The following is a 26,349-nucleotide window of genomic DNA, read 5'->3' as shown; positions in this document are numbered from 1 at the left end:
CCTGTCCTGATGGGATGCTACCGGCGATGCAGTGTTATAACTGAAGATATTATTTGATCAGCTTGTTATTGTCTTACTGAATAAAAAATTTACCGTATTTAAAAATAATTCTACTGGTAATGAATCATCCCCTCCTGGTGACTTTACTCCGGGTATATTATGTGACAATATCAATGATAGTAATATTGTAATACATAATGATTAAAGCAGTATTAAAACCCCGGAGTCGCGCCGGCATAGCCCGGTAATGACAGTATTCATGGACGAATGGTGCGGGGGCTAATAACTAATAACTACACGAGAGAAGGTGAACTATATGAAGCTTACAAGCCTGGCGCTTGTCATGGGCGGCCTGCTGCTATTGGGCGGCTGCGGTGGCGGTGGCAATGACAAATCCTATTCAACGACTCCTGCGTCCGAGCAGCCTGTCTACAGTAAACCAACCTTATCAAACACTGTTCCGCGCGCGGCCGACGGCTCCATTAATTGGCTGGATATCGGTGTGCACGATCCATCGGTCGTGAAAGATGGTAGCTCCTATTACATTTTCGGTTCACACCTTGCTGCAGCCAAGTCGACTGATTTAGTGAACTGGGAATATATTTCTGTGCTTTCCGCGAACGACAAAGTCGATGAAAGCAAATTATTTAACACTTACTCCACCCAGATTGCTGACGGTATTACCTGGACCGATGGCTACGAAGGCAACTGGGCTGCTGATGTTATTAAATCGGCGAGCGGCAAATACTGGTTCTATTACAACCATTGCGCACAAACTGAGGCTCAGGACGCGCAGGGCGTTGGTGGTGGTTGCTGGAACCGTTCATATCTCGGTCTGGCTGAGGCAGATTCAATTGAAGGCCCGTACGTTAATAAAGGTGTGTTCTTGCGCAGCGGCTATCGCAATGCAAGTGAGTTTATCTCTTTCCCGTTAGACAACGGCCAAACGACCTGGAATGGCGCGGTTGATCCAAATGCGATCGACCCTGCGGCGTTTAATGATAAGGATGGTAATTTGTGGCTGGTTTACGGTTCTTATTCTGGCGGTATTTTTGTTCTGGAAATGGACAAAACCACAGGCAAGCCAAAAGCCGGCCAAGGTTATGGCAAGCGTTTGCTAGGCGGCGACTTCCGCGCAATTGAAGGCGCATTTGTTATCTATAGCCCGGTCGCTGATTACTATTACTTGTTCTATTCTGTTGCCGGTTTTGCGGCGAATGACGGTTACAACATTCGTATTGCACGCTCCAAAACACCAAAAGGCCCTTACCTTGATCCGGCTGGCAACGACATTGCCAACGCTGGCGGCCTTGAGATTGGTGGCAAATTATTAGGCGGTTTTGAATTTACCAAAGCATTGGGGGATGTAGGTCCATCCTGGGGTTATCAATCACCGGGCCATAATTCTGCGTTTTACGATGAAGCGACAAAACGCCACATCCTGGTAACGCACACTCGCTTCCCTGCATCAGCAACTGCGTATCCGAATAATATTGAAGCGCACGCGGTGCGTACGCACGAAATGTTTGTGAACAAAGAAGGCTGGCTGGTGGTATCACCGCAGCGTTATGTTCCACTCACCGGTAATAACCTGGTAGATCTTGCACAAGTTCCAGGGCACTACAAATTTGTAAATCAAGGCAAGGCGGTTAACAAGGCCGCGATTAAATCCGGCTTCATTACCCTGAATGAAAATCGCACCGTGAGCGGCAGCGAGAAAGGTACCTGGTTATCACAAGGTGATGACACAATTAAATTGGTGTTGGATTCAGGCACTTATTTTGGTGTTATTAAATGGCAGTGGGATAACGACGTAAAAGATTTGGTTCCGGTTTTCTCGGCAATGGCAACTGATGGCTCCAGCGTGTTTGGTAGCCGTACTGATGCAATTGCAAATACCGCTACCGCACTTAATGCTGTTGCTGATGCGCTTAATATCAAAACTGAATTGACGCTTGCCGATGAAGGTTATTCGCTGCCGACTATTGGTAAAAGCGGCACTGCGATTAACTGGGTAAGCAGCAATGAATATTATATCGATTCAAAAGGTAACGTATTTATTCCTACGCCTGACCTCGGCGACCAAACAGTTACTTTGACTGCAAATCTGTCATTGGGTGGCCAAACCGTTACCAAAACGTTCAATGTAAAAATTAAAGCGCGCCCTGCATTTAAAAATGCGGTTGCGCATTATCGCTTTGAAAATACATTAAACGATTCATTGGGAAATTATGCTGTAGCGAGAACCACTGACAATAACCTGGCGAATGTCGATGCCACTGCACCAACATTTGCCGCCGGTTATCACAATGGCCAGGCCTACGATTTTAACGGCGCTAATGGTGTTCGGTTACCGGATAATATTATTAGATCCAGTGAGTACACCGTTTCTTTCTGGATGAAAGCGGAAACACTGGCTACTCACACACCGGCGTTTTTCGGTGCGACCGATGTTGATCACTGGTATAGCTTTATTCCCGGCAATGCCTGGTTTACTACCGGCTCATTGATCTGGAGTAATTACCTTGGCAATTGGAATCAGGTTGTTCACTCGGCAACAGCGCCAATCAACCAATGGGAACATGTAGCGATTACCTATGCCAACAGCACTATGAGTTTGTATATCAACGGTGCTCTGGTTGGTTCAATGCCGCGCGATGATATTTTCAAAAATGGTGGCTTGTATGCGCTGGGTGTTAATTTTGGTTGGGATGCGCCCTTCGTAGGTCAAATTGATGATTTGATTGTATACGACTACGCATTAAGCACTTTGGATATCAACGGTGCTGCAATTAACAACCTGACTGACCCTGCGCAATTCGCCGGTTTTGTAAAAGACGCGTTGGCGTTGGGTGATATGTCTGCCGTGCGTGAAAACTTTGATTTACTTCGCGTTGGTCCATTCGTATCAGGTATTCGCTGGACATCCAGTGATGAAAAATATTTGAAACCGACCAATGGTGTTGCAGTAGTTAACCAACCTACTGCCGATGAAGGTGATAAGACGGTTACCTTGACGGCGCACATTACCTATCAAGGTTTTACCGATACGAAAAACTTTTCGGTGACGATTAAATCACTCGCGCCAGCAGAATACAGTTTTGAAAATAACCTGGCGGCACTGAACGGTGTTGCTGCTGAAGGTAAAGTGACTGGTAACTTTATTAATAACACCGGCGGTGCAGTGAGTTATGTTGAAGGTGTAAAAGGCCAGGCAGTAAAACTGGATGGCACAACCGGTATTCGCTTGCCCGACAATCTGATCACCACTAACAGCTACACCATTTCACTGTGGTTAAAACCAGCCGCATTTACCGATTACACCACAGCATTTTTTGGTGGTGCAAATGCAAATTACTGGTTAAGCCTGGTTCCATCAATGTCAGGTACTGCTAAAACACGCGTATGGGCGAACGGTCCTTCGTTCTATGACAATGCAGAATTAAGCAACCGTATTCCTGCGGGCCAATGGACACACATCGTCATCATGGTTGATGGTGAAAACAACAACACTATCAAGCTGTTTGTGAATGGTGCACAACAACTCGAAGCAGCCGATTTCCGTCGCGTGATGACAGTCGCGGGTGAAACCAATGAATTTGCGCTGGGCGTGAATTACTGGGATACCCCGTTCAACGGTGCCATCGATGAGTTGAAGGTATATACCGGCACCATCAGTACAGAAAAAATTAACTCACTATTTAAAGAAGGTTCGCCTGCCAATTGATTCGCAGCGGCGAGGGACGCGGCCCCTCGCTAACCATTCTTTGAAATTGGGTTAATCAATACAGGATTAACTCAAATTTAATAAAAAATTTGGAGTTGAAAAATGTATAAGAAAACAGCATTAGCCACTGCGATGCTCGCTGCAATGTTGGCGCAACTGAGTAGTGCGCAAGAACAAGAGCAAGTTGAAGAAGTTATCGTACAAGGTATTCGCGGCAGCCTGAGTAAAGCATTGGATATTAAACGCGAGAATACGCAAATTGTAGATGCCATAGTCGCAGAAGATATTGGTAAATTCCCGGACAACAACGTAGTGGAAGCGCTGCAACGCGTAACGGGTGTGCAAACTACCGGCCGTGGCGGCGGTGAAGTTGACGGTATTTCTATCCGTGGTTTGACCGACGTGCACACCTCCGTTAATGGTCGCGATGTATTTACCGGCGCTGGCCGCGACGTCGCTATTTGGGATATTCCTGCCAGCTTGTTGAGCAGTGTCGATGTATACAAAACCCGTTCTGCTGATCGCACCGAGCGCGGTATCGCCGGTTCTATCGATGTAAAAACCAATCGCCCATTTATGTTTGACGGTGAAAAAGTGGTGTTGGCTGCACGCGGCATTTATACCGATCAACCCGACAAGATTGATCCCAATATCAGTGCGCTCTACAGCAATCGCTGGGAACTGGAAAGTGGTGGCGAATTCGGGGCATTGATCAACGTCGGTTACGCTGAAACCCATTATCGCGATGACACTATGACTGCCGGTGCGGTATACCCATTCTTTTCTGCATCCCCGGCATCGGCGTATTCGCCGTATCAAATGATCCCCAATAAATCCAGCGGCAGTGATGTTTGGCAGGCGGGTTTGGAGACTGGTATACCTTATACGGCAGGCTCAACGCTGAATGTTGATGGTCAAACTGTCGATTATCTGATGATGCGTGACGCGGTGTTTGGTACGTCTTTCTCCGGTTTCCGCAAACGCCCGGCTGCCAGCTTTTCCTTGCAGTGGGCACCAAATGACGATTGGGAATTCCTGGCTGAAGGTTTCTACACCGGCTATCGCAATACCCAGCAAAACGCCATGTGGTTTACCAACGTGCTGGAGCATCAAAACGGCAACATCGATATTCCTATCGTTTACGAAGGCACCAATGTGGTTAAAGAGCACCAGGGGCGCGATAACGGCGGCTTCCAAAGTGGAGATTATTCCGATGGTAAAACGGACAGCTACCTGTATGCGTTGGGTGCCAAGTGGGCACCATCAGATAAGTTGACCGTAAATTCCGAACTGGTTTTACAAGAGAGTAAATACACCACCAATTTCTTTGCCATGCGCTTTGATCGTACCGCCTATGGTTTGGACGTGGATTACAACGATCGCGACGGTATTCCGTCGGTGGTCTTCCGGGATAACCCTGCCACTGCGCTTGATGAATCCGATATGGCGGCAGTTGCCAATTGGAGGGCGGGGACTGTTTACGATAATGGCTCCAGCAATGAAGGTGATTCGGTGGCGTATACGCTGGACGCCGACTGGCAATTGGATGGCAATTTTATCGATAGCATCAAAGTGGGTGGCCGCTACCAGGTGCGTAGCGCGGAAGTGCTTACGCGGGACGATAATGCAGGTATCGCCAACACCAGTGTCAGTCAATTGATGCAATTGTTAACCGCCGCCGGTGCATCGGGTGACGGCTCCGGTTTGATCTTTACGGTTGATAACTACTTCGATGGCCGCGCCACTATTTTCGATAGCTTTATCACTGCAGATGGCTCCTATTTGTTGAGAAATCAGGATGCGGTACGCGCTGTCTACAGCGACCTTGATGCACCGATTCTGACAAAAAGTTTCAATGTTGATGAAGACGCTGCCGCGCTGTATGTCACTAGCAAATTCCATCTGAGTGATAGCCTCAATGGTGAGCTGGGGTTGCGCGCAGTGGATTACCAGCAGGATCTGGAGTTCTGGAAGGATGGCGTTATGACACTGGGCGATTCTTCTGCTACTGAGGTGTTGCCGAGCCTGGTGCTGAACTGGAATATCACCGATGAAATAGTCGGGCGCGCCGCGTACACGGAAACCCTGCGTATGCCTGAATATAACGCCTTGAACCCAAATCAGGACTTCCAGGACCCATTGACCAGTACACCATACGGTACGGGCACTGGCGGTAACCCGGGGCTTAAGCCAACCTACTCCAAAAACTATGACCTGTCGCTGGAATGGTATTTTGCCGAAGGTAGCTCGCTGTATGGTGCAGTGTTTAAGCGTGAGATCGATGGTCTTGTTATCAATGGTAAGAAAACTATTGTGCGTGAGGGCGATGATGGAAAAACCCGTCCTTATGTATTGAACGCGCCGGTTAACGCAGCTGACGGTGAGTTGAGTGGCTTGGAAATTGGCCTGGTTTACTTCCCTGATAATCTGCCAGCAGCGCTGGATGGTTTGGGGGTGCAAGCCAGCTATACCATGCTGGATTCCGAGCAGTTGAACCCCGAGTTTGCGGAAGATGGCAGTGTCAGCGGTTACAACAAATCCAAAATGAGTGGGGTGTCTGATTCGTCTTACAGTGTGGTATTAGCCTATGAAAAAGAGAGCTTTGGTGCGCGTTTATCTTATGTATGGCGTGAGAAGTTCTTCCAGGGTAACGAAGCGTCTATTTTTGCTAACCCCATCCAGTTCTGGAGTCGACCTGAGCAGGACCTGTCATTCCAGTTGAACTACGATGTGACCGACGAACTGGCCATCACTTTCGACGGTACCAACTTGTTGGATGATGTTTATCAAAATTACTACGGTGAGGGTAATCAAAACCTGTTTAACTTTGGCAACGCCATTTATTCCAAAACCTATGCCATAGGTGTGCGTTACGCCTTCTAAGGTGTTGCGAAAAAGCCCTGCCCCCTGAAGCAGGGCTTTTTTTATGGCGTTGATTTATGCGCGATCCACATGAAGCATGGCTGTATATGGAGCAACAATAAAAATGTTTAAAAAATAATTGTCAAAATACTGGACAATAAGTTTTATTAATATATTATATTACAAATTGAGTGTTAAGTTGTTTTGTCAGGTTAATCTCTTTGGCTCATTCGAGCCTATGTCTTGTCAGGACTTATCCGTTTGTCGTTGGATGGTGTGACGCTGTTTGTTTGCACCAATTTTTCAGCCGTTGCAGATTTTCTGTAACGGCTTTTTTATTTTTTCCTGTTTTTTTAAAAGACTTGTTATCAATGATCGAACGTGGAAAGTAGATTTTTGCAATAAAACTACTGTTTTTAAGCGGTTTTTTTATTTTTCATGACCCCATCAATAATCGTTAACGATAATTTTTTTTAATCATTATTTTCAATTCAGTTAATTAACGATTGGATTAATTTTTCATCAATACTGTTACCAACTTTCCCATCTATTAATAAATTCCCGCCTTTACACGAAAAAGCACTTTTTTCATTGACTGGATAAGATGCCAAAGTTAGGATTTATTTGTCTTACAATATGCACATTTGATAAGCATGTAATTGACTGCTACTGCGCATAAATATCAGCCGGCCGGGAGTTTTTCCTTTGGGGCTGGCTTTTTTATAAGACAAAACACGAGCGTTCAGATAATAACGATAGGTGCCTGTCGAATTGCCACAAGGTGCCATCGCATATGGGAGATACACATGTTCCAGAAAAAAACACTCAGCATCGCTGTTGCCATGGCGGCAGCATTAGGTACTTCCTTTACGGTTGCGCAGGAAGACCAGGTTGAGGAGATTGTTATCAGTGGTATTCGCGGCAGTTTGACAAAAGCCCTGGATGTTAAAAAAGATAAAGTGCAAATTGTTGATGCCATCGTGGCTGAAGACATCGGTAAGTTTCCAGATAACAACGTTGTTGAGGCATTGCAGCGTGTCACTGGCGTGCAGGTAACCAATCGCGGCTCCGGTGAAGTATCGGGTATTTCTATTCGCGGTTTAACGGACGTCACTACCACGGTAAATGGCCGCAATATTTTTACTGCTTCAGGTCTTTCTGTTGCATTACAAGATATTCCTGCGAGTTTATTGCGCCAGGTTGATGTTTATAAAACCCGCTCTGCGAGTCAAATCGAAAGTGGCATTGCGGGGGTGATTGATATTAAAACCCAGCGCCCATTTGATTTTGAAGGTAGCAAAATTGTTGTTGCTGGCCGTGGCATTTATCAGGAGCAACCCGACAAAACTGACCCACAAATTAGCGGTTTGGCGAGCAATCGCTGGGACACGGGGTCAGGTGAGTTTGGTGCATTGGTAAACCTGTCTTATGCAGAAACCAGTTATCGCGATCAAAGCATTACCGCTGGTGCAATGGTGCCTTTTGCTACGAATAATCCTGTTGCACCTTATACAAGTTACGAGCGTATTTTTCCGACCAGAGACAATGTTGCTGAAAATCCGATTTGGCAAGGTGGCTTATTAAACGGGTTACCTAATACTCCGGGTTCAACCCTGGATGTAAATGGTCAACCTATGGAATACATCCTCGGTCGAGATGCTATTTTTTCCAGTGACTTTACCGGCAAACGTGAACGTTCTGCAGCGAATATATCTTTACAATTTGCTCCAAATGACACGTCTGAATACATATTTGAAGCGTTCTATAACGGTTATCGCAATGATTCCTTTAACTCATTGTTATTTTCTTTTGCCGATTGGTGGGGCTCTTACGCAAATAGCCCGACTGCAGTAAATGATGCAAATATTAAATTGTTCGAAGGGACCAACATTGTTAAATCCCGTAGTGTGAAAGACAACTGGTCTTTTACCAGCGGTGATTTGACTATCGGTAAGACTGATAGTTTTGTTTATGCATTTGGTGGTAACTGGGACATTACTGATGACTTCAATGTGAAATCTGAATTGGTTTTACAAGAAAGTGAATTCTCAACCGATTTTATTGCCATGCGTTATGAAGGCGCTCGTTATGGTTTGAATGTTGATTTCAATAATAGCGGTGGCATCCCTGCCTTCGAATTTATTGATAATCCGGCAACAGCGCTAAACGAAGCAAATGTAGCGGATGTCGCCAACTGGAAAACAGCCCAGTTGTATGACAATGCCAACAAAAATAAAGGTGATGCGGTTACTTTCACCACGGATGCAGCCTATAACACTGATCTTGGAATTTTTAACAAAATTAATTTTGGTGTGCGTATAGATAAGCGCACTGCATCAGAAGCATTTAGTCGCCAGGAAGGATTTAATTCTGCACTTCCTATTACTGCACAGATGACTTACATCAATGATGGTTTCTTTGATGGTGAAGCCAATGTTCCAACTACATGGGCTGTTGCGAACGGATATTACTTGCGGTCGCATGCTGATGAAATGCGCGCTACTTACAATCTGAAAAAACTGGCATTGGATGAAAGCTTCAATATTGAAGAGCTAACGACCTCTGCATATGTAACAACGCAATATGAAACTGAAGTTGCGGGCAGAACGCTGGACGGTGAAATTGGTTTGCGTTATACCGGTTCTGAAACGGACATGGAATTTACCGATACCGTGTCACCCACTAAAGATATTTACGCCGATTCTGCGGACACCTCGAAAGTGTTGCCTAGTCTTTCATTGCGTTATGCGTTGACTGATGATTTATTCGCACGTTTTGCTTATACCGAAACATTGCGTCGCCCCAACTTTTCAGCGTTAAATTCCCAGATTATTTATAATGAAAGTGTAACGGGTAGCAAACTTGGTAGCGCATCGGGCGGTAATCCGGATCTGAAACCAACAGAATCCAAAAACTATGACATTTCGTTGGAATGGTATTTTGCTGATGCCAGTTCGTTATACGGAACATTGTTCAAGCGTGAAGTTGACGGTTTTGTCATTGATTTCCGTCGCCAGGTTGAGCGTACAAAACCTGATGGTACATTGGGTACGTACGTTCTGAGCCAGCCATACAATGCGTCGAATGGTGAATTGAGTGGTTTGGAATTGGGCGCTGTTTGGTTCCCTGAAAACCTGCCGGGAATTCTTGATGGTTTTGGTGTGCAGGCAAGCTATACCGCGTTGGAGTCTTCGCAAGTAACACCAATCACCAATTCCGATGGTGAAGTGGTAGGATCAAAGAAAACTGATCTTTTCGGCGTTTCTGATGAATCATACAGCGTGGTTCTTGCGTATGAAAAAGATAAATTGGGAATGCGTTTATCCTATGCATGGCGCAGTGAATTCCTGAATAATTACGAAGCTGCTGTATTCGCTAATCCACTTGAAGTATGGAGAAAACCTGAAAAGAGTATGGATCTGCAAATCAGTTATAAACTAACCGACGGGCTTGAGTTAACGCTGGATGGCACTAACCTGACAGAAGAAATTTATCAAAGCTATTACGGCGAAAACGGTGCAACGACCAGCAACTTTGGTTCAGCACTTTATAGCCGGACTATTGCAGTGGGTGCACGTTTAACGTTCTAGGTTGCAGAGCGTAATGCAAGGTTAAGTTATGCAAGAAAGGCAGCTCGCACGAGCTGCCTTTTTTATTATAGGGCGCTGAATGCCATTGTCGAAAAGGTAAAAATAATGAAGCAATCACTCACTCGTTTAGTTTTTATATTAGGCATAGGTTTTGGGTTTAATGTAAATGCATTTGAACTTGCACCAATACGCGATGTGCAATTGCTCGATAGTCCTTTCCTTCATGCACAAAATATCAATAAAGAATATTTGCTGTCATTGGATACAGAAAAACTACTCGCACCCTTTCGCCGTGAAGCCGGATTGCCTTTTAAGGAAACCTACGGTAACTGGGAATCCACCGGTTTGGATGGTCACATGGGCGGTCATTACGTATCGGCATTGGCCTTGATGTACACCTCGTCGCGTGATAAGCAAGTATTGCAACGCTTGAATTATGTTATTGCCGAATTAAAAAAGTGCCAGGATAAATTGGGAACCGGTTATATCGGTGGCATTCCTGATAGTAAAAAAATGTGGGATGAAATTGCCGCAGGAAATATCCGTGCGGATAACTTTTCAACCAACGAGCGCTGGGTGCCCTGGTATAACATCCATAAAATTTACGCAGGTCTGCGCGATGCTTATCGCTACGCAGATAATAAAGACGCAAAAAAAATGTTGGTGAAACTATCTGACTGGACGTTGACGCTCACTAAAAATCTTAACGCCGATCAAATGCAAACTATGCTGCGTACCGAGCACGGCGGTATGAATGAAATATTTGTAGATGTGGCAGAGATTACCGGCGACAAAAAATACCTGAGGCTCGCCGAAGCGTTTTCCCATCAAGCCATTTTGCAGCCATTGGAAAAGCAACAAGACCAGTTAAACGGTTTGCATGCGAATACGCAAATTCCCAAAGTGATCGGCTTCAAACGTTATGCAGACGTAACCCATAATGCCGAATGGAACAAAGCCGCTGAGTTCTTCTGGCAAACCGTTGTCGATAAACGTTCAGTAGCGATTGGCGGTAACAGCGTTAAAGAGCATTTCCACGGCCAGCAGGATTTTTCGTCGATGGTTAATGAAGTGGAAGGGCCGGAAACCTGTAACACTTACAATATGCTCAAATTAACAGAGCTGTTATATCTCTCGTCGGCTGCGCAAACGTCGCCAATGAAATATGTAGATTATTACGAACGCGCGCTTTACAACCACATCTTATCCTCACAAAACCCTACTACCGGTGGCTTCGTTTATTTCACGCCTATGCGCCCCAATCACTACCGTGTTTATTCGCAAGTGGACAAGGGAATGTGGTGCTGCGTTGGCTCGGGCCTGGAAAGCCAATCGAAATACGCTGAATTTATTTATGCGCGCGATGTTATCAAAGGAAAAACGCCAGCAATATATGTGAATTTATTTATTCCTTCACGCCTGGAATGGAAAGCGAAAGGTATTTTCCTTACTCAACATACACAATTTCCCGATCAGGAAATTACAACTATTCACATCGATAAAACGGCACGTTTCAGTTTAAATTTGCGCTACCCACTCTGGGCGCTGGATAAAACGGTCAAGGTTTCGATTAACGGTGAGCCAATCACTGTAACCGCGATGCCAGGTCAATACATTAATCTGGAACGTCGTTGGAAAAAAGGTGACAAAATTGAGTTAACGGTGCCAATGCAAACGACGCTGGAACAAATGCCTGGTGGCGAAAATTATTATGCAGTATTGCATGGCCCTATTGTACTTGCGGCAAAGACCCGGCCCTTTGCAAATGAGCAATTGAATTATTTTGCGGATGATTCACGGATGGGGCATATCGCACAAGGGGCCATGTGTCCATTGGAAGCGGCGCCATTTTTATTGGGCAACAGCAATGATTTTATTAAAAAATTAAAACCGGTCGCGGGTAAACCACTTACTTTTGATGTGTCAGGATTAATCAATGGTAAAGATATTGCGCATCTGGAATTAGTTCCTTTCTTTCGTGTACATGAATCGCGCTATACCATTTATTGGCCATACACTACTGCGGCGGATGTAGAAAAAGCCCGCGCCAAAACCGCAGCCGCTGAAAAGGCGCGTCTGGAATTGCAAGTAAAAACCATTGATCAGGTTGCTCCGGGCGAGCAACAGCCGGAGTCAGATCACTTTTATCAGGGTGAACAAAGTGAAACGGGTATTTATAATGGTCGTCATTGGCGTCATACCCGAGCCTGGTTCAGTTATGATTTGAATGATAAAAAACAAGAAGCCAGATTTTTACAAATCACCTACGCCGGGATTGATGCGGGCAGAAGCTTTGCGATTTACTTAAATGATCAATTGCTTGCGCATGTAAAATCCAGGGGCAATGCGGAAGAATTTTTCACTGAGTCCTACGCAATTCCGACGGAATTGGTCAAACAATCTAACGGTAAATTGCGAGTGAAATTTGTTGCGACACCCGGTTCTGTGGCGGGAGGAATTTATGGTGTCAGATTACTCAGGAAAAATTAATAATCCGGATTTGATTTTTTTGTAATGCCACGCCTGGCTGGAACAATTATCAATTAGCGCTATATTATTTTTATCACCCCGGTTTTTGATCGCACTAACCGGGGAGCGGGGAGTCGTATTTATCACCAGCAATGGGTAATCGTCAGTGCCGATTCGGCTTGTGTTGAGGGATTAGTGGCCTTTTTTCTATTTATAAGTTGCAACATGCACCCATCGCTAGTTTGAATGCCAAAAAAGTTATCAATAATAAAACTGGTTCAAATGGAGGGTAAACATAATATGTGGGTATTATTATTGTGGACACTTAATGTATTGAGCGTAAGTTGTTTGGCTGCTGCGATGGGAAAGCACCAGCGCGATTTATTTGGTCACACATTGGTAGAACAACAAACACTTGTCCTGCAATTAGTTGGTTCCGTGCTGGTTTTTATTTCCATGATTTTGGGGATTTTAGTCTGGGGCGGATCTATAGGTGTGCCAGTACTGATTGGTGTGCTCGCGTTTGCTGCACTTCTGGTGATGTTAATGATCACCTATAAGCCTAAAGGTTTTATAGCCCTGAACGTAGGAGCATTTATTCTTTCGGTGCTAACTGTTGGGGCGATAGTATTTTAATTCGTGATCGTTTCATCGTTCGCCAATGCATTTCGTGAATTTTTTGCGCCCAAAGAATTTGGCGCTTCGCTTATTGCAACCCCTGTTAAATATCTGGTTCCTGGCGTTGTGCGTCGCAAATTGCCAACACATCAACTCTACAGAGAAACCAGGATAATGATTAACAGCTTCACCGGCGAAACTAATCAGGATGTATTTCTTTACAAAATGTTTTGACGTCTTGCCATTAAATCTGTTACGGGATCAGCGGAATTTAATTTTGCATCAATCAAATCAGCTTGTGCGCGGGTTTGGTGAAGTAGTGAAATTAACATGCGCACATCATCATACATATCGCCGTGGGTTTCATTGCACAAGCGACGTCCCATTTCTTGCGCTAATCGCAATAACTCGGCCAATTCACGGGCGGTCTCGGCTTGTTCAGCTTTTAATTGTTGTCGAAGAATTTCTTCATGGGTCATAAGTTTACCTCCGTTAAAACACCTTTCCTTTCAGTGTTGGTTAATCAATATTGAAAAAGACAAGCAACGATGGAGAAAACTAGCAGTGCTGTGTACAGACTAGCCTTTTTGGTGGCGGTAAACAAAGATAAAATGCTAATAACCCGCAAAGCCTATGATTAAAAAGTTATTAGCATTTATGACTTAAATCGCGTTGGATTATTTCAGTTTAGTGGACTGCCGTTTGCTTTGATAGGAGTCCAATTCTTTTTCGTCAACCAATGGCCACCCCTCATTATCCCAGTGAATATGCAGGATTTTTAATTTCTGTAAATATTTATCGGCAGTTTCATAGGCGTGCAACACTAAATAATCTTTTCCATCCCAGGTATAAGCGCTGTTATGGCCGAGACCTACCCATTTTTTATTGCCTTTGATCAGTAAGCTGCCACCGCCATCGTTCATATCTTTTCCTGCGCGATCAAAATACGGGCCAGTAATATTTTTGGAGCGACCAACAACAAGGTGGTAAGTGGAATCAGCGCCTTTGCAACATAATCCCCAGGACGCAAACAAATAATAATAGTTACCCTTTTTTAAAATAAATGGCGCTTCAATTTCTCCCGGCCCTGCATTACTGCTGATTTCTGCCGGAACCTGGTCACGTTTGGCAATGCTGTGCCACTCCTGCGGTTCTGCGGGGCGTGTCCAGTCATCATTCAGTTTGAAAATTTTTAAACCGCTCCAGAACGAACCGAAGCTCATCCATGCCGAACCTTGTTCATCGACAATCACCGCCGGGTCAATCGCATTCCACATATCGCGGTTGGGTACGGACTGAATCACTATGCCTTTGTCTTCCCAGCGATAATCCGGCGATGCGGGATTGAGGGTTTTATTGATCGTGACGCCGATCGCGGAAGTATTTTTGCCAAAGGCAGAGACGGAGTAATACAAATAAAACTGATTATTGTGGTGGATGACATCGGGCGCCCAGAGATGGCCGTTAAAGCCAGGCGCAACGCTTTTAGCCCAGGTTGGCTCGGTGGCGAAAGCGCGATCCGAAAAAGTCCAGTTTATGCGATCTTTGGAGCTGTAAATGGTAATGCCGGGACCAGTACTAAACAGATACCAGGTATCGCCTTCATGTGCCATAACCGGGTCATGGACATCCACCTGCTTAGCCTGGCTGAACGCGGCTACACAAAGCAGGGTAGCGAAGCCCAGCACTTTTACAATATCGGCGAAAGCGGCGCGAGTGGGGTTGATTAACAGCATTTTCTTCTCTCTTGGTCTAATTCTTTGAATATGTAATATAATATGAAACTTTCAATAATAACAGTTAACTCCTGTTAAGCATTGCTTTCGAGTGAGAGATATGTAGAGCCGGGTTGAGAGGTAAATATGAAATATGTGTTAGTTTCAGGTGCAATGTTAGTCGGGATTCTATTGTCAGCTTGCGAAGACAGGGTAGAAAAGCAAGCAGTTGATGTTGATAAAGGCGCTGCAGTAACGCCAGTTTCGTCAGCTGCCAGCGACATCGCGCAACCATTTATTCCGCAGCGTGCCGATCCTTTTATCCATCGCACACCGACGGGCCATTATTATTTTATTGCGACTGCCCCGGAGTTTGATCGCATTGAATTGCGCAGTGCAAACTCATTGCAAGGATTAGCAAGCGCTCAAGCAAAAGTGGTGTGGCATAAACGTGCGAGCGGCGCTATGGGCGCCAATATCTGGGCACCGGAACTGCATTATTTTGATAACACCTGGTACATCTATTTTGCGGCGGGTGATGCAGAAAAACCCTGGTTGATCCGTATGTATGTGCTTGCAAATCGCAGCGCTGATCCACTAAATGGTGATTGGGAGGAATTGGGCAAAGTAAATACCGCGCGCGATTCTTTTGCCTTGGATGCGACCACGTTTGAACACAAAGGCCAACGCTATCTGGTTTGGGCGCAAAAAGATCCGGAAGAGAAATCAAATTCTGCGTTGTATCTCGCCACATTAATTTCTCCCACTCAAGTAGGTGATGTGGAAGTGGAAATTTCCCGCCCGGAACTGGAATGGGAAGTCCAGGGTTACAAAGTGAATGAGGGCGCAGCGGTGTTGATTCGCAATAACAAGATTTTTATTGCTTACTCCGCCAGTGCCACCGATCATCGTTACGCGATGGGGTTGTTATGGGCGGATGCCGATGCAGATTTATTAAATCCCGCGTCCTGGCACAAGGTACCGCAGCCCGCATTCAGTACCAATGAACGCCTGCATCGATACGGCCCGGGCCATAATAGTTTCACGCTGACTGATGATGGTCAAAATGACATTATGGTATATCATGCGCGCGACTATTTAGAATTGCAGGGCACTCCGCTTACCGATCCCAATCGCCATACTTATATCCGCCACTTTGAATGGAGCAATGAAGGATTTCCTGATTTCGGGCAAAACAAACCGGATTAAATTCAATCAGCTACAAGACCACCGTCAACAAAATTATTACCAACAGTGAGAGCAAACCACGAATGACTACGGCAATTACGCAACGAGTATTCGGCACCACACCTGCCGGCGAAACAGTGACTGAATTTACCTTGACCAACCAGCGCGGCAGTATTGCCAAAATTATTAACTTCGGCGGCATCATTACCGAACTCCATGTGCGCGATAAAAATGGCAATTTGGGGGATGTCGTGTTGGGCTTTGAAACGCTTGAACCCTATCTGGAAAAATCGCCATTTTTTGGTGCCCTGATTGGTCGGGTTGGTAATCGAATTGCCGATGCCAGGTTTGTGCTGGATGGTGTGACTTATAATCTCGCTGCCAATAATGGCCCAAATAGTTTGCACGGCGGTGTACAAGGGTTTGATAAAAAAATATGGAGTGCCGAACCTTTTGAAAATGCCAAAGGCCAGGGCCTGGTATTGAGTTTGTTAAGTGAAGATGGCGATCAGGGTTTTCCGGGCAATTTGCACGTGAAAGTTACATACCAATTTACTCATGACGATGAAATTGTGGTGGATTATTTTGCCACTACTGATAAAGCTACTCCGGTTAATTTAACCCAACATACTTATTTCAATCTGGCTGGCAATGGCGATATTCTTAATCACACACTGCAAATTTTTGCCGACCATATCAACGCAGTGAATGCAGTACAAATTCCGGTAGGATCACCACTGCCGGTTGCGGGCACTCCCTTTGATTTTCGTGAGCCGCAATTAATTGGCGAACGTATTAACGCCAACCACGAGCAAATTGACAATGGTTTGGGCTACGACCATAACTTTTTAATCAACCAAATCCGCTACAAATCATTAACGTTAGCGGCGCGCGCAGAAGAAGACACATCTGGACGCGTATTGGAAGTATTTACCGAAGAGCCCGGCGTGCAATTTTATTCCGGTAATTTCCTGGATGGCTCATTAACGGGTAAAGGCGTCAACTACAAACATCGCACTGGATTTTGCCTGGAGCCGCAACATGCTCCGGATTCAATCAACCAATCGCAATTTCCATCAATTGTCTTGCGTCCCGGTGAAGAATATAAAACGCGCACAATTTTTAAATTATCGGTTAAGTAGTATTTTAAAAATAAAAAGGCCCGCTATCTTTAAAGGTAGCGGGCCTTTTTATTGAATAATAAATTTAAAAAGCTGTTGTGCTAATTTGCTAAGCGCTATCCAAAAATACCCTTCCTGATAGCAAAGGTCTGAATACATTTGACACTAAACGACCCCGTGATAGTCTGCCTTCTGCAGTCCGTTTATGCAGAAATACCTCATAAAAACTATCAACAGGGATTTTAATATGACAATTCGGCAAAAAAATCTTTTCATCAATAGCGCAGCCGTGTTAGTTGTCGGCGCATTGACGGCGTGTGGCGGTGATGGTGGCAATAAAAATACTATTTCATCTAAAGCCAATCAGTTATCCAGTTCATCCTCAATTGTTGCCGTAACGTCCAGCAGCTCTTTAGCCGTTCGACGGGAAATACCGATCAGCAAAGACATCTTTTATAAAGAACCAGGTTTATGGTTGGCGTTCACTCATCTTGAGGCCACCCAACGGTTCCCGCAAAATGATGTGCAAAAGCCTTTTATGGAAGAGCGATTGCGAGAAACATCAATCAATACTTATGTATTTGCTTCTGAGTCAGAAAGTGTTGCGCCAGGTGTTTGTGTCCTCACTCCAGCAGCGTTTGATGAGACCGGTTTACTGCCGCTATTCATTAGTAGTGAGTTGTATTGTACTACCAGCAATCGTTTCTTTCATGAATCGGATAATTCATACACGATGGAATATCGTTGTGAAAATGAATTGGTGATGACAACCAGGATTGTAAAGTTGTCAGATCAAAACCGGTTTCAGGATTTGGGGTTAACATTGAACGATACACAAGTCCAGCAACCAGCTTGTGCAAGTTGGAATATTTCAACGTTTGAAACCTGGTTTTTAGATAAAGATGGAAAGGAAATTGAGCGCGCAGGGAGAGCTGCAATGCTTAATAAAATTTTTATTCGAGTGGGAGTGGATAATAATTCCAGGGTTATTGCATTTACCCGCTACGAAGATCCGTTCAGTGTCGGTATATTCAATATTACACCTGCTGGCGCTTCCCAATTATTACTTCGGAATGTAGAAGCCCAGGTTTCTTCGCCTAACTCATCGATACCTTTTATTCCGGGTGTCCATTTTGCCGCGCAGAAAGGTGAATTGCGAATCGATACTTTTACGCCTTTGTCGCTCAGCGGAAGCTTCAATATGGAAGATACCCTTGGTGGCGGATCTCTGGGAGGCAATTTTTCGTTCGACTTCCGCCACTATTTTAAAGAAGTGCCAACGCCTGAATAATTTTCTTCTATTGCTCGTTAAAATTATTCATTTCGATAAATGGATTACGATAAAAAAAGCCCGCTCTTCGTGCGAAGAGCGGGCTTTTTATTGTGGTGAAACTATATTGAACGTCGCTATAACGAAAGTCGAGGCAGGAAGCTTGCTGGAAGGACGCCAAATGCCGCCAGTATTATTACAATCAGCAATATAATAAATAAAACACGTACAATCTGTGCGACAGGTGTGGGAAGCGGAAGTAGTGATACTAACCACCAGATAAGCCCAAATACCACCAGATAAATAATAAGATTAACAATGAGATCCATGGCATTCTCCTTTTTAAAAATGGATAAACACTGAATCTCTGACATTCAATTTTAAATTAAATTTCCCTGGTATCGTAAATATTGTGCTATTGGCAACGATCACTTGTTCAGGATTTTAAAAACACATTAAAAAACAAGTTTTCCTTTTCAAACTTGCTTCTCACCGTCTCAAAGTACTCGTCTGATTCGGTGGTAATGCGGATTATTTCATCGTTTGTGGCAAGTGTTGGTGGGGGTAAAACACCAATCGGGTCAGGGATTTGTCTTCCATCTTGCTTTCGAACATCAAAAACGTACAAGGTCATTTGGCTTTCCCAAGGTAATATCAAGTTGTTAAATTTTGGCAATTCTTGCGATGCAGGTCAAATAATTGGTGTCGTTGAACCCGAACCAAATAGCTAAGATTGCTGCCTTCGGCTGTTATTGTGTGGTTACAATCCAGGTAGGTTCTTTTGAACCCTGCATACAAAGTTTCACATCCCTATCAATAACATTGTTTGGTTTAACGCATTCTTTCAATGAGCGTATTGGTTTGAATTGCTCTTCCTGTTTTCCTTCACTAGCGCGCAGTGCCATATTGTCTGCATTGCGACATGCAGTATTTTTCATGGCTTGCGTATCATCGTTAGGATTTTGGTTGTATTGCTGAATCCAGAAATTACAAGTTTTGATTACTTGTTGTAGTTGGGGATTGTCGGTTTTGACGGGGCGTAATGGCTCGCGAGCGTAACTGGTTTTTTTCTCGCGTTTACCGCTAATGGATTGCACCCATTTGTGCGTTCCATTTCTTTTGTTGCATTGTTCCAGGCTCCTGGCGTAGTAGTCTCGTTCCTGCTCCCACCGTTTAACCTGGCTTTGGTTTCCGCCTTTATTGATTTTGTTATTGGCTGAGTTCATTTTTGTCTGCCACCAACTGCAGTCATCGGCGATTGCACTTGTGGGTAATGATATTGCGATCAGTGCAGCTAAAGTAGTTATCCTCATCATAGCTTCGTCCTTAATGTGTTTTGTTTAGTCCCTTTTCAGGCGGCCAGGCCTTTCTATCGGCAAGCTGCCAGTCCGGCCAGTAATTAACCATTCTTATCACCCTGCGTCAATGCTGCAGTTTTACTGCACAGGGCTGCTGTTTTGCTGCCCAGCGCCTAATTTGGGGTTGACAGCACGCGTCGCTATCGCCAAAATGCGCGCCTCACAAATATGGCTAGATAGCTCAGCCGGTTAGAGCACAGCACTCATAATGCTGGGGTCGGCGGTTCAAGTCCGCCTCTAGCTACCATATTCTGAAAGGGTTAGCAGGTTAATACTTGCTAACCTTTTTTATTTCCCTATCCATAAAAAATCCATGCTGTATAAAGTGTAGTCAAGCCGGTAATATTTAAGATCTTAAGGGCGGGCTGGTAAACGCAGGATTTGAGTGGAGTGATTCGAGATGGGGCGGGGAATCTGAGAGTTGCGATTGAAAAGGGCTTCCTTTAGATTTTATGGGGGCTATTCCTAACCCCCGGCCACTAATCAAGATAGCGGCAGTTGCTAATTTGTTTAGCTATTCACCAAAAAAATCTTTTACTTCTTTTGGAACTTCATTATCAAAGTCACCTAGACCGAGTTTATTGCGTTCAGCTTGGTAATTGTCATAGAGCTCTTTTCCTCGATTTTCTATCCATGCTTTATCTTCATCTGTAAAAGCTTTCTCAAGCTGGTAATGCTTTTTATAAGCGTCAACCATGGTGTCATTAAATAATTTCGCAGTATATTGATCACCACGCATTGCATAGAGTTTATAGTAAGCAGAGGACTCCATTAGCTGTTTTTTAATTTCATCAGGTGATGAATCGCTATACAAATTTGGAGATGTGTAATTTGCCATTGTGGTGATACCCCTCAGGCTTCCGTAAACAATCTCTTTTTGTGCAAAAGGAACAGCTGCGCTTATTCCTTCTGATTCCAATTTTCTAATCCCTAAAACATGCATCGCATTGAAATCCCCTTGAGCTACAAGGTCAGCCAATTGTTGATCTGAGTAATGCTCGTAGGCTTCAAGGTCTGGTGTAGATTGGCCAGACTTTCTCATCCATTCACTTTTGATGGCTATTTCAGTGGCAGTAAGCTGGCGATCAGCAGGTTTGACCGCGTGTGGTGGTAAGCTGGTTTGGTTAGATGAAGTTGATTTTATTGTCTCTGTTTCAGGTAAACGAATGTTATCAATTTCAAGCGATACTGGTTGTTCAGTTGTGCTTTGGTTGAAAAAATACTGATATCCAATTACACCTGCAGCAAGAAATAAAAAAAGTAAAAAAAAGAATTTTTTCATAAAAGCATCGCGATTAGGCAATTTTCCTTAGAGAGAAATCCCCCATGGATTGCGAGAATTTCTCAAATAATAATTATCGAATTTGTGAGCAAAAATCAGTTACAATTTTGGCCTGATAATTAATGCAGGCCTGGGTGTTATATTGATAGTTTTGGTTCGCATCATCCCGACAACCATAGTTACCTTCTTGTTGAACTAATGCTCCACCTCCACCCCCTACAGCGCCTAGACCAGCAAATGCGATACCCCAGCCAATTGGGCCGCCGGCTAAAACAACTACGGTCCCACCCGCTGCGACAATCCCTCCTCCTGCCATTCCATAAGTACCGTTGGTACCCAATGTATTACAATATTCAATATGTTCCCTAAAAATCTGTTCCTTTTTGTCGTCACAAAGTTTCTTTTGCTTGCTTGAGAGATCATTTATACAGCTTTATCTAGCTTGAGCAATGGCTGCATCTTTATATCCGCCAGAAAAACCAAAATTAGAGCCGTAATCATTAGAGCTGGATCCGCTGGTTGATGGATTGTAGGTTGTAGACGATGAAGGGGGAGGTGTACCAGTAACCACAACTGTTGGTGTTGCACTTGCACTTGCACTTGCAGTAACAAAACTTAGAAGGCCAAAAATAAAAACATTTTTTATCATTATGAATAATCCTTAATAATTGAATTAACAAAATCTGCCTATATGCGAAAACTAATGCAAAAAGACAAACGGTCCATTGAAAAAAGCGATGATTGAGGTGTGTGATTGCGGCACCAAAATCCATAGCTATTATTTTCAATATGGGGGTATTAATGTGATAAGAAAGATAAATCTACAGTGAAGCCGATTTTATTGATGCCGATGTTTTTTGTTTGTATTAAAAGAATAATTCGAATGCATAATGCCCCGCGTAGAAAAAAGGCGAAAGATTATCGTGACCGGAAACATTGAGTTGCCTTGTTGACCACACTATCTGCACTTACGCGCCCTTACGTCCGATCCGGACGCCCATATCAGCAAATATGGTAGATAGGCTATAGATCGTGAACTCTTGCCATGTAATCGGGAGCGAGGTGTGCATATAACATTAAAAAGGCAGGTGGAAGCAAATCGCCAATTCAAAATCCACAAATCTGCTATTCCTAACGGTTCGCTGAGTTTTAATGAGGTTATAACCAATTGATTTTATTGAGCTTTAGGTTTTGTGAGCGCAGTTATCAACTCTAATAATGCTGGGGGCGGCGGTTCAAGTCCGCCTCTAGCTACCTTATGCTTCGGCGGGGGAAACGGGTATGATGCGTGCCTTGTTTTCGGCTGATGGCCGGCTCTTTGTATAACCTTTATCGAAAAACAGGTTCACGATGGAATTTCTTGATCTCGCTCCCGTTACCCGTGCCCAGGGCACAGTGCATTTGCCTGGTTCTAAAAGTATTTCTAACCGTACGTTGTTGCTAGCGGCGCTGGCTTCTGGTGAGACGCAAATTCGCGATTTGCTGAAGTCGGACGATACTGACCGGATGCTGGAGGCATTGGCGTCGTTGGGTGTGAGTGTGACCAGGACGGGTGAGAACGATTACCGTGTGGTGGGTACTGGCGGTAGCTTTCCTAATAAGGAAGCGGATTTGTTCCTGGGAAATGCCGGTACGGCGTTTCGCCCGCTGACGGCGGCGCTGGCGCTGAGTGGCGGTACTTACAAATTGCACGGCGTGCCGCGTATGCATGAGCGCCCGATTGGCGATTTGGTGGACGCGTTGCGTCAGATCGGCGCGGATATTACCTACCTCGGTGAAGAAGGTTTTCCGCCGTTGTTGATTAAGCCAGCGCAAATCGCGGCAAATGGCAGCATTAAAATCCGTGGCGATGTTTCCAGCCAATTCCTGACGGCACTATTGATGGCATTGCCGATGACTGGCAAAGAAACACAAATCGAATTGGTAAGCGAGCTTATTTCCAAGCCTTACATTGACATCACACTCAAGTTGATGGCGCAATTCGGCGTTGATGTTGAGCGTGATGGTTGGGAGCGTTTTACCGTTCCTGCTGCGACCGGTTATAACAGCCCGGCGACAGTGTTTGTTGAAGGTGATGCGTCTTCTGCTTCTTATTTCCTTGCCGCCGGTGCATTGGGCGGTGGTCCATTGCGCGTGCAAGGTGTGGGGGCAAACAGTATCCAGGGCGATGTGGCATTTGCCGATGCGCTCGCAGAAATTGGTGTGACTATCACCAAAGGTGAAAACTGGATTGAAGCCTCTGCGCCTTCATTACCGTTGAAAGCATTTGATCGCGATTTCAACCATATTCCTGATGCCGCAATGACTCTCGCCGTTGTTGCACTTTTCTGTGATGGCCCTTCACGTTTAACCAATATCGCCAGTTGGCGTGTGAAAGAAACAGATCGTATTTCTGCAATGGCAACCGAGTTGCGCAAGCTGGGAGCGATTGTAGAGGAGGGCGAGGATTGGTTGCGTGTTACACCGGTGAAAAATTTAATTCCCAATGCTGCTATCGATACGTACGATGATCATCGCATGGCGATGTGTTTTTCGCTGGCGACCTTCGGCGGTGTACCCGTGCGTATTAATGATCCGAAATGCACCGCAAAAACCTTTCCGACGTATTTCGATGTTTTTGGTTCTGTGGTTAAGTAAAAGAAAAAATGCCGCACGTGTTGCGGCATTTTTTTGAGTTATGGAAAACTTAAAGTCCTAAATCGCTTAGGCCAGGATGGTCATCAGGTCTACGCCCTTGCGGCCACAGAAATTTGCGTTCATTTTCCGCAATAGGCAAATCGTTAATGCTGGCATAACGTTTTTGCATCAAACCATTTTCATCGAACTCCCAATTTTCATTGCCGTACGAGCGAAACCACTGGCCCGTATCATCAAGCCACTCATAGGCAAAACGTACCGCGATGCGGTTTCCTTCATAAGCCCATAACTCCTTAATCAAACGATATTCTTTTTCTTTCGCCCATTTGCGCGTTAAAAATTCTACAACTTGTTCGCGTCCTTTAGGGAATTCGCTGCGATTACGCCATTGGCTATCCATAGTGTAAGCCAGTGATACTTTATACGGATCGCGATTATTCCAGCCATCTTCGGCAACACGTACTTTTCGAAGGGCAGTTTCCTGCGTAAACGGTGGAAATGGCGGTCTTGATTCACTCATAGCAATACTCCAAAAAAATTAAAATGCGGCGACGTTATGCGTTAAATTGCTGGATGCCTGGCATGGTGATGTAACCCGTTAAATGTTCAATGCGGCCCATCCAGTTCTGCACATGCAAATAAGGCTCAAGATTGAATTTACCTTCATTAACCAGTGCGATGTAGGGGTAAATCGCAATATCGGCAATTGTTAATGTGTTGTTGGCTAGCCAGTGCCGGGATTGCAAATGCGTATCCAATATTGATAAAACGTGAACAGTAATTTGCGTGGCTTCTTCAATATTAATTGCGCGGCCAAATTTATGGTGCAAGCGCAACGCATTGGGTCCGCGCGCTACTTCGTTAGCCGCAACGGCTAACCAGCTTACTACTTCAGCCATTTTAGCCGGATCATGGGGGAACCATTCGTCAGCGCCATACGTGCGCGCAAGGTACACCAGGATAGCTTGGCTATCGCGTACCAGCGTATCGCCATCGGTTAATACCGGAACTTGCCCAAATGGATTTAACTGTAGAAATTGTTCTGTTTTATGTTCACGTTCTGCATTGTTCAGCAATGTACTTTGATATTGCAAACCTAATAGTGATAACAATAAGCGAACTTTATGGCAGTTGCCCGATAAACCAAATTCATAGAGTGTCAGCATCAATAATATTTCCTTCGTTAATTTACTATTAAGCGATGAATGGATGTTGCGTGTTAGCGCGTCGGCTGATTTTTTAACAGCATTTGCAGTTGGGCTTTTAAATTTTCATTTTCGATCAAGATGGGTTCAATTTGCGCCCTGATTTCCGCCTCTGTAAAACGCGGTGTAATATGTTGCGGGCAGTTCCAATCAAACGCTTCAATATGAATCACGATGGCGCGTTCAATGTGGGTGCGATAATCCGGATCTTCCAGCGCTGCAATAATTTCCGGTTGCTCATGCTCGTGAACAATGCGCGCGCGGCCCCACAGCTTTAAACGGCGACGTCGTGGATAGTCCATCAAAAACATACTAATGCGATCATCGGCATTAATATTGCCCACGCTTAGGTACTGGCGGTTGCCGCGATAATCCGCGAAACCGATAGTGTGCGTATCCAAAACTTTTAAAAAACCGATGGGACCACCGCGATGTTGCACATAAGGCCAACCATTTTCACCCACGGTCGCTTGATAAAAACTATCGCGCGCCTGGATAAAATGTATTTCTGCTTCGGTTAATTCATTGCGTGGGTCTTCTGCCAATTCAAAATTACGATTCCCTTCACGGCTTCCATAGCGCTCCTGGGTTTCTTTAACACTGGGGGTGAAAGCAATATCAGAAAATGCGCGCGACATGATTAAATCCTCCGCGAAATGTGGCAAATACGGTTCTGCGTTTGATCGCTGTTAAGTTAGTTATTAATCGCCACTTTTGGAAAATCAATTTCTACTCGGCTGGCTTTGCCCAAAATATTGGTTAGTAGATTCATTCCGGCATGCGTAATTATTTCTACGATCTCGGCATCGGAATAACCCGCATTGCGCGCTTCCATTAATTCCGCAGTAGTGATATCACCATTGTGCTCAACCAGTGAACGTGCCAGCTGTACTGCGACAGCAGCTTTTGCATCCTGGCTGGTACCGTTGCGATTCGCATCTATCTCGGCCCCGTTTAATCCAGCATTTTTGCCAAGTGCTGTGTGCGCGGATAAACAATATTCGCATGCGTTTTGTTGCGCTAATGCAAGCGCGATTCGCTCGCGGGTTTGCGCACTCAGGCTGCCTTCATTGGCAATACCATAGAGACCAAGAAACGCGCGCAATGCGGCGGGCGAATTGGCAAATACACGCAGAAAATTAGGTACTATCCCGAGTTGTTGTTGAATTGCACTAAACAATGCGGCTTGTTCAGTAGATGCGCTCTGGTTAGTAACGGTATTGATCCTGCTCATGGTGTTGACCTCACAATGAATAAAAAATGGCTGGATGGTTTGTCGAACGTTTTGCCTGAAGTCATATTGCCAA

The 26,349-nt window shown here is 44.8% G+C and carries 20 protein-coding genes and 1 tRNA gene; 10 read left to right on the top strand and 11 right to left on the bottom strand.

The genetic code is table 11. The features are described 5' to 3' along the window. The first annotated feature begins 316 nt into the window (after positions 1-316). From A596_RS12285 to A596_RS12265, 5 genes are all read left to right on the top strand, one after another. Positions 317-3,727, top strand: coding sequence for a LamG-like jellyroll fold domain-containing protein (locus tag A596_RS12285; protein WP_039915098.1), 3,411 nt, complete (start codon positions 317-319; stop codon positions 3,725-3,727). Positions 3,728-3,829: 102 nt separating this feature from the next. Further along, positions 3,830-6,610, top strand: coding sequence for a TonB-dependent receptor (locus A596_RS12280; RefSeq protein WP_039915096.1), 2,781 nt, complete (start codon positions 3,830-3,832; stop codon positions 6,608-6,610). Positions 6,611-7,395: 785 nt separating this feature from the next. Continuing rightward, positions 7,396-10,179 carry a TonB-dependent receptor gene (locus A596_RS12275; RefSeq protein WP_039915095.1) on the top strand — a complete coding sequence of 928 codons (2,784 nt, stop codon included), beginning with the start codon at positions 7,396-7,398 and terminating at the stop codon, positions 10,177-10,179. Between the two features lie 105 nt (positions 10,180-10,284). After that, positions 10,285-12,669 (top strand): glycoside hydrolase family 127 protein, encoded by a 2,385-nt coding sequence (locus A596_RS12270; protein WP_039915094.1) that lies wholly within the window; start codon positions 10,285-10,287, stop codon positions 12,667-12,669. Positions 12,670-12,948: 279 nt separating this feature from the next. Beyond that, a complete protein-coding gene (locus A596_RS12265; RefSeq protein ID WP_039915093.1) occupies positions 12,949-13,284 on the top strand; it encodes a DUF3325 domain-containing protein in 336 nt (111 codons plus the stop codon). A gap of 200 nt (positions 13,285-13,484) precedes the next feature. Here the strand turns inward: A596_RS12265 and A596_RS12255 are convergent, their stop codons facing one another. After that, entirely contained in the window at positions 13,485-13,745 is a 261-nt protein-coding gene (locus A596_RS12255) for a hypothetical protein (protein WP_039915088.1), read from the bottom strand. A 198-nt stretch (positions 13,746-13,943) separates the two neighbouring features. Then, a complete protein-coding gene (locus tag A596_RS12250) occupies positions 13,944-15,002 on the bottom strand; it encodes an arabinan endo-1,5-alpha-L-arabinosidase (protein ID WP_052417460.1) in 1,059 nt (352 codons plus the stop codon). A gap of 126 nt (positions 15,003-15,128) precedes the next feature. Between A596_RS12250 and A596_RS12245 the strand changes: the two genes are divergently transcribed. The 3 genes from A596_RS12245 to A596_RS12235 all read left to right on the top strand — a co-directional run bounded on the left by A596_RS12245 (position 15,129) and on the right by A596_RS12235 (position 18,581). Continuing rightward, the gene (locus A596_RS12245; RefSeq protein ID WP_039915084.1) at positions 15,129-16,190 is read left to right on the top strand and encodes a glycoside hydrolase family 43 protein; all 1,062 of its coding nucleotides are present in this window, start codon (positions 15,129-15,131) and stop codon (positions 16,188-16,190) included. Between the two features lie 62 nt (positions 16,191-16,252). Beyond that, on the top strand, positions 16,253-17,311 hold the full coding sequence (locus tag A596_RS12240; protein WP_039915082.1) for an aldose epimerase family protein: 1,059 nt from the start codon (positions 16,253-16,255) through the stop codon (positions 17,309-17,311). Positions 17,312-17,537: 226 nt separating this feature from the next. After that, complete coding sequence (locus tag A596_RS12235) at positions 17,538-18,581, top strand: hypothetical protein (protein WP_039915080.1); 1,044 nt, start codon at positions 17,538-17,540, stop codon at positions 18,579-18,581. A gap of 116 nt (positions 18,582-18,697) precedes the next feature. On the opposite strand, the gene A596_RS12230 is transcribed toward A596_RS12235, so the two are convergent. The 3 genes from A596_RS12230 to A596_RS12220 form a co-directional block, all read right to left on the bottom strand. Then, positions 18,698-18,889, bottom strand: coding sequence for a Thivi_2564 family membrane protein (locus tag A596_RS12230; protein WP_039915079.1), 192 nt, complete (start codon positions 18,887-18,889; stop codon positions 18,698-18,700). A 107-nt stretch (positions 18,890-18,996) separates the two neighbouring features. Further along, a complete protein-coding gene (locus A596_RS12225) occupies positions 18,997-19,194 on the bottom strand; it encodes a hypothetical protein (protein WP_039915077.1) in 198 nt (65 codons plus the stop codon). A 115-nt stretch (positions 19,195-19,309) separates the two neighbouring features. Next, complete coding sequence (locus A596_RS12220) at positions 19,310-19,786, bottom strand: hypothetical protein (RefSeq protein WP_152600167.1); 477 nt, start codon at positions 19,784-19,786, stop codon at positions 19,310-19,312. A gap of 302 nt (positions 19,787-20,088) precedes the next feature. Between A596_RS12220 and A596_RS12215 the strand changes: the two genes are divergently transcribed. Then, a tRNA-Met gene (locus A596_RS12215) sits at positions 20,089-20,165 on the top strand. 267 nt (positions 20,166-20,432) lie between these two features. Here the strand turns inward: A596_RS12215 and A596_RS12210 are convergent. Together A596_RS12210 and A596_RS12200 are read right to left on the bottom strand one after the other, a co-directional pair. Next, on the bottom strand, positions 20,433-21,200 hold the full coding sequence (locus A596_RS12210) for a hypothetical protein (RefSeq protein ID WP_039915072.1): 768 nt from the start codon (positions 21,198-21,200) through the stop codon (positions 20,433-20,435). Between the two features lie 433 nt (positions 21,201-21,633). Further along, positions 21,634-21,849, bottom strand: a complete 216-nt coding sequence (locus A596_RS12200) for a hypothetical protein (protein WP_039915067.1) — start codon at positions 21,847-21,849, stop codon at positions 21,634-21,636. Positions 21,850-22,550: 701 nt separating this feature from the next. Here A596_RS12200 and aroA point away from each other — a divergent pair. Further along, a complete protein-coding gene (gene aroA / locus A596_RS12195; protein WP_039915065.1) occupies positions 22,551-23,837 on the top strand; it encodes a 3-phosphoshikimate 1-carboxyvinyltransferase in 1,287 nt (428 codons plus the stop codon). 49 nt (positions 23,838-23,886) lie between these two features. Here the strand turns inward: aroA and A596_RS12190 are convergent, their stop codons facing one another. From A596_RS12190 to A596_RS12175, 4 genes are read right to left on the bottom strand one after another with little or no spacing between them, the layout of a single operon-like run. Next, positions 23,887-24,357: a nuclear transport factor 2 family protein gene (locus A596_RS12190; RefSeq protein ID WP_039915062.1), complete on the bottom strand. Its 471-nt coding sequence runs from the start codon at positions 24,355-24,357 to the stop codon at positions 23,887-23,889. A gap of 34 nt (positions 24,358-24,391) precedes the next feature. After that, on the bottom strand, positions 24,392-25,003 hold the full coding sequence (locus tag A596_RS12185; RefSeq protein ID WP_039915061.1) for a glutathione S-transferase family protein: 612 nt from the start codon (positions 25,001-25,003) through the stop codon (positions 24,392-24,394). 53 nt (positions 25,004-25,056) lie between these two features. After that, positions 25,057-25,680, bottom strand: a complete 624-nt coding sequence (locus A596_RS12180) for a pyridoxamine 5'-phosphate oxidase family protein (protein ID WP_039915060.1) — start codon at positions 25,678-25,680, stop codon at positions 25,057-25,059. 56 nt (positions 25,681-25,736) lie between these two features. Continuing rightward, positions 25,737-26,276, bottom strand: coding sequence for a carboxymuconolactone decarboxylase family protein (locus A596_RS12175; protein ID WP_039915059.1), 540 nt, complete (start codon positions 26,274-26,276; stop codon positions 25,737-25,739). Positions 26,277-26,349 lie beyond the last annotated feature (73 nt).

The sequence above is a fragment of the Cellvibrio mixtus subsp. mixtus J3-8 genome (assembly GCF_000766945.1).
GTDB classification, from domain to species: domain Bacteria; phylum Pseudomonadota; class Gammaproteobacteria; order Pseudomonadales; family Cellvibrionaceae; genus Cellvibrio; species Cellvibrio mixtus_A.
Note: the sequence above shows the minus strand (reverse complement) of the source record. Positions and strands in the feature narration are given on the sequence as shown.

Bases quoted from the DNA above. Each gene is read 5' to 3' on its own strand.
- A596_RS12235 (WP_039915080.1), top strand. From the start codon at position 17,538: ATGACAATTCGGCAAAAAAATCTTTTCATCAATAGCGCAGCCGTGTTA.
- A596_RS12225 (WP_039915077.1), bottom strand. From the start codon at position 19,194: ATGACCTTGTACGTTTTTGATGTTCGAAAGCAAGATGGAAGACAAATC.
- A596_RS12220 (WP_152600167.1), bottom strand. From the start codon at position 19,786: ATGAACTCAGCCAATAACAAAATCAATAAAGGCGGAAACCAAAGCCAG.
- A596_RS12250 (WP_052417460.1), bottom strand. From the start codon at position 15,002: ATGCTGTTAATCAACCCCACTCGCGCCGCTTTCGCCGATATTGTAAAA.
- A596_RS12255 (WP_039915088.1), bottom strand. From the start codon at position 13,745: ATGACCCATGAAGAAATTCTTCGACAACAATTAAAAGCTGAACAAGCC.
- A596_RS12265 (WP_039915093.1), top strand. From the start codon at position 12,949: ATGTGGGTATTATTATTGTGGACACTTAATGTATTGAGCGTAAGTTGT.
- A596_RS12185 (WP_039915061.1), bottom strand. From the start codon at position 25,003: ATGCTGACACTCTATGAATTTGGTTTATCGGGCAACTGCCATAAAGTT.
- A596_RS12190 (WP_039915062.1), bottom strand. From the start codon at position 24,357: ATGAGTGAATCAAGACCGCCATTTCCACCGTTTACGCAGGAAACTGCC.
- aroA (WP_039915065.1), top strand. From the start codon at position 22,551: ATGGAATTTCTTGATCTCGCTCCCGTTACCCGTGCCCAGGGCACAGTG.
- A596_RS12230 (WP_039915079.1), bottom strand. From the start codon at position 18,889: ATGGATCTCATTGTTAATCTTATTATTTATCTGGTGGTATTTGGGCTT.
- A596_RS12240 (WP_039915082.1), top strand. From the start codon at position 16,253: ATGACTACGGCAATTACGCAACGAGTATTCGGCACCACACCTGCCGGC.
- A596_RS12175 (WP_039915059.1), bottom strand. From the start codon at position 26,276: ATGAGCAGGATCAATACCGTTACTAACCAGAGCGCATCTACTGAACAA.
- A596_RS12285 (WP_039915098.1), top strand. From the start codon at position 317: ATGAAGCTTACAAGCCTGGCGCTTGTCATGGGCGGCCTGCTGCTATTG.
- A596_RS12280 (WP_039915096.1), top strand. From the start codon at position 3,830: ATGTATAAGAAAACAGCATTAGCCACTGCGATGCTCGCTGCAATGTTG.
- A596_RS12270 (WP_039915094.1), top strand. From the start codon at position 10,285: ATGAAGCAATCACTCACTCGTTTAGTTTTTATATTAGGCATAGGTTTT.
- A596_RS12210 (WP_039915072.1), bottom strand. From the start codon at position 21,200: ATGAAAAAATTCTTTTTTTTACTTTTTTTATTTCTTGCTGCAGGTGTA.
- A596_RS12200 (WP_039915067.1), bottom strand. From the start codon at position 21,849: ATGATAAAAAATGTTTTTATTTTTGGCCTTCTAAGTTTTGTTACTGCA.
- A596_RS12245 (WP_039915084.1), top strand. From the start codon at position 15,129: ATGAAATATGTGTTAGTTTCAGGTGCAATGTTAGTCGGGATTCTATTG.
- A596_RS12275 (WP_039915095.1), top strand. From the start codon at position 7,396: ATGTTCCAGAAAAAAACACTCAGCATCGCTGTTGCCATGGCGGCAGCA.
- A596_RS12180 (WP_039915060.1), bottom strand. From the start codon at position 25,680: ATGTCGCGCGCATTTTCTGATATTGCTTTCACCCCCAGTGTTAAAGAA.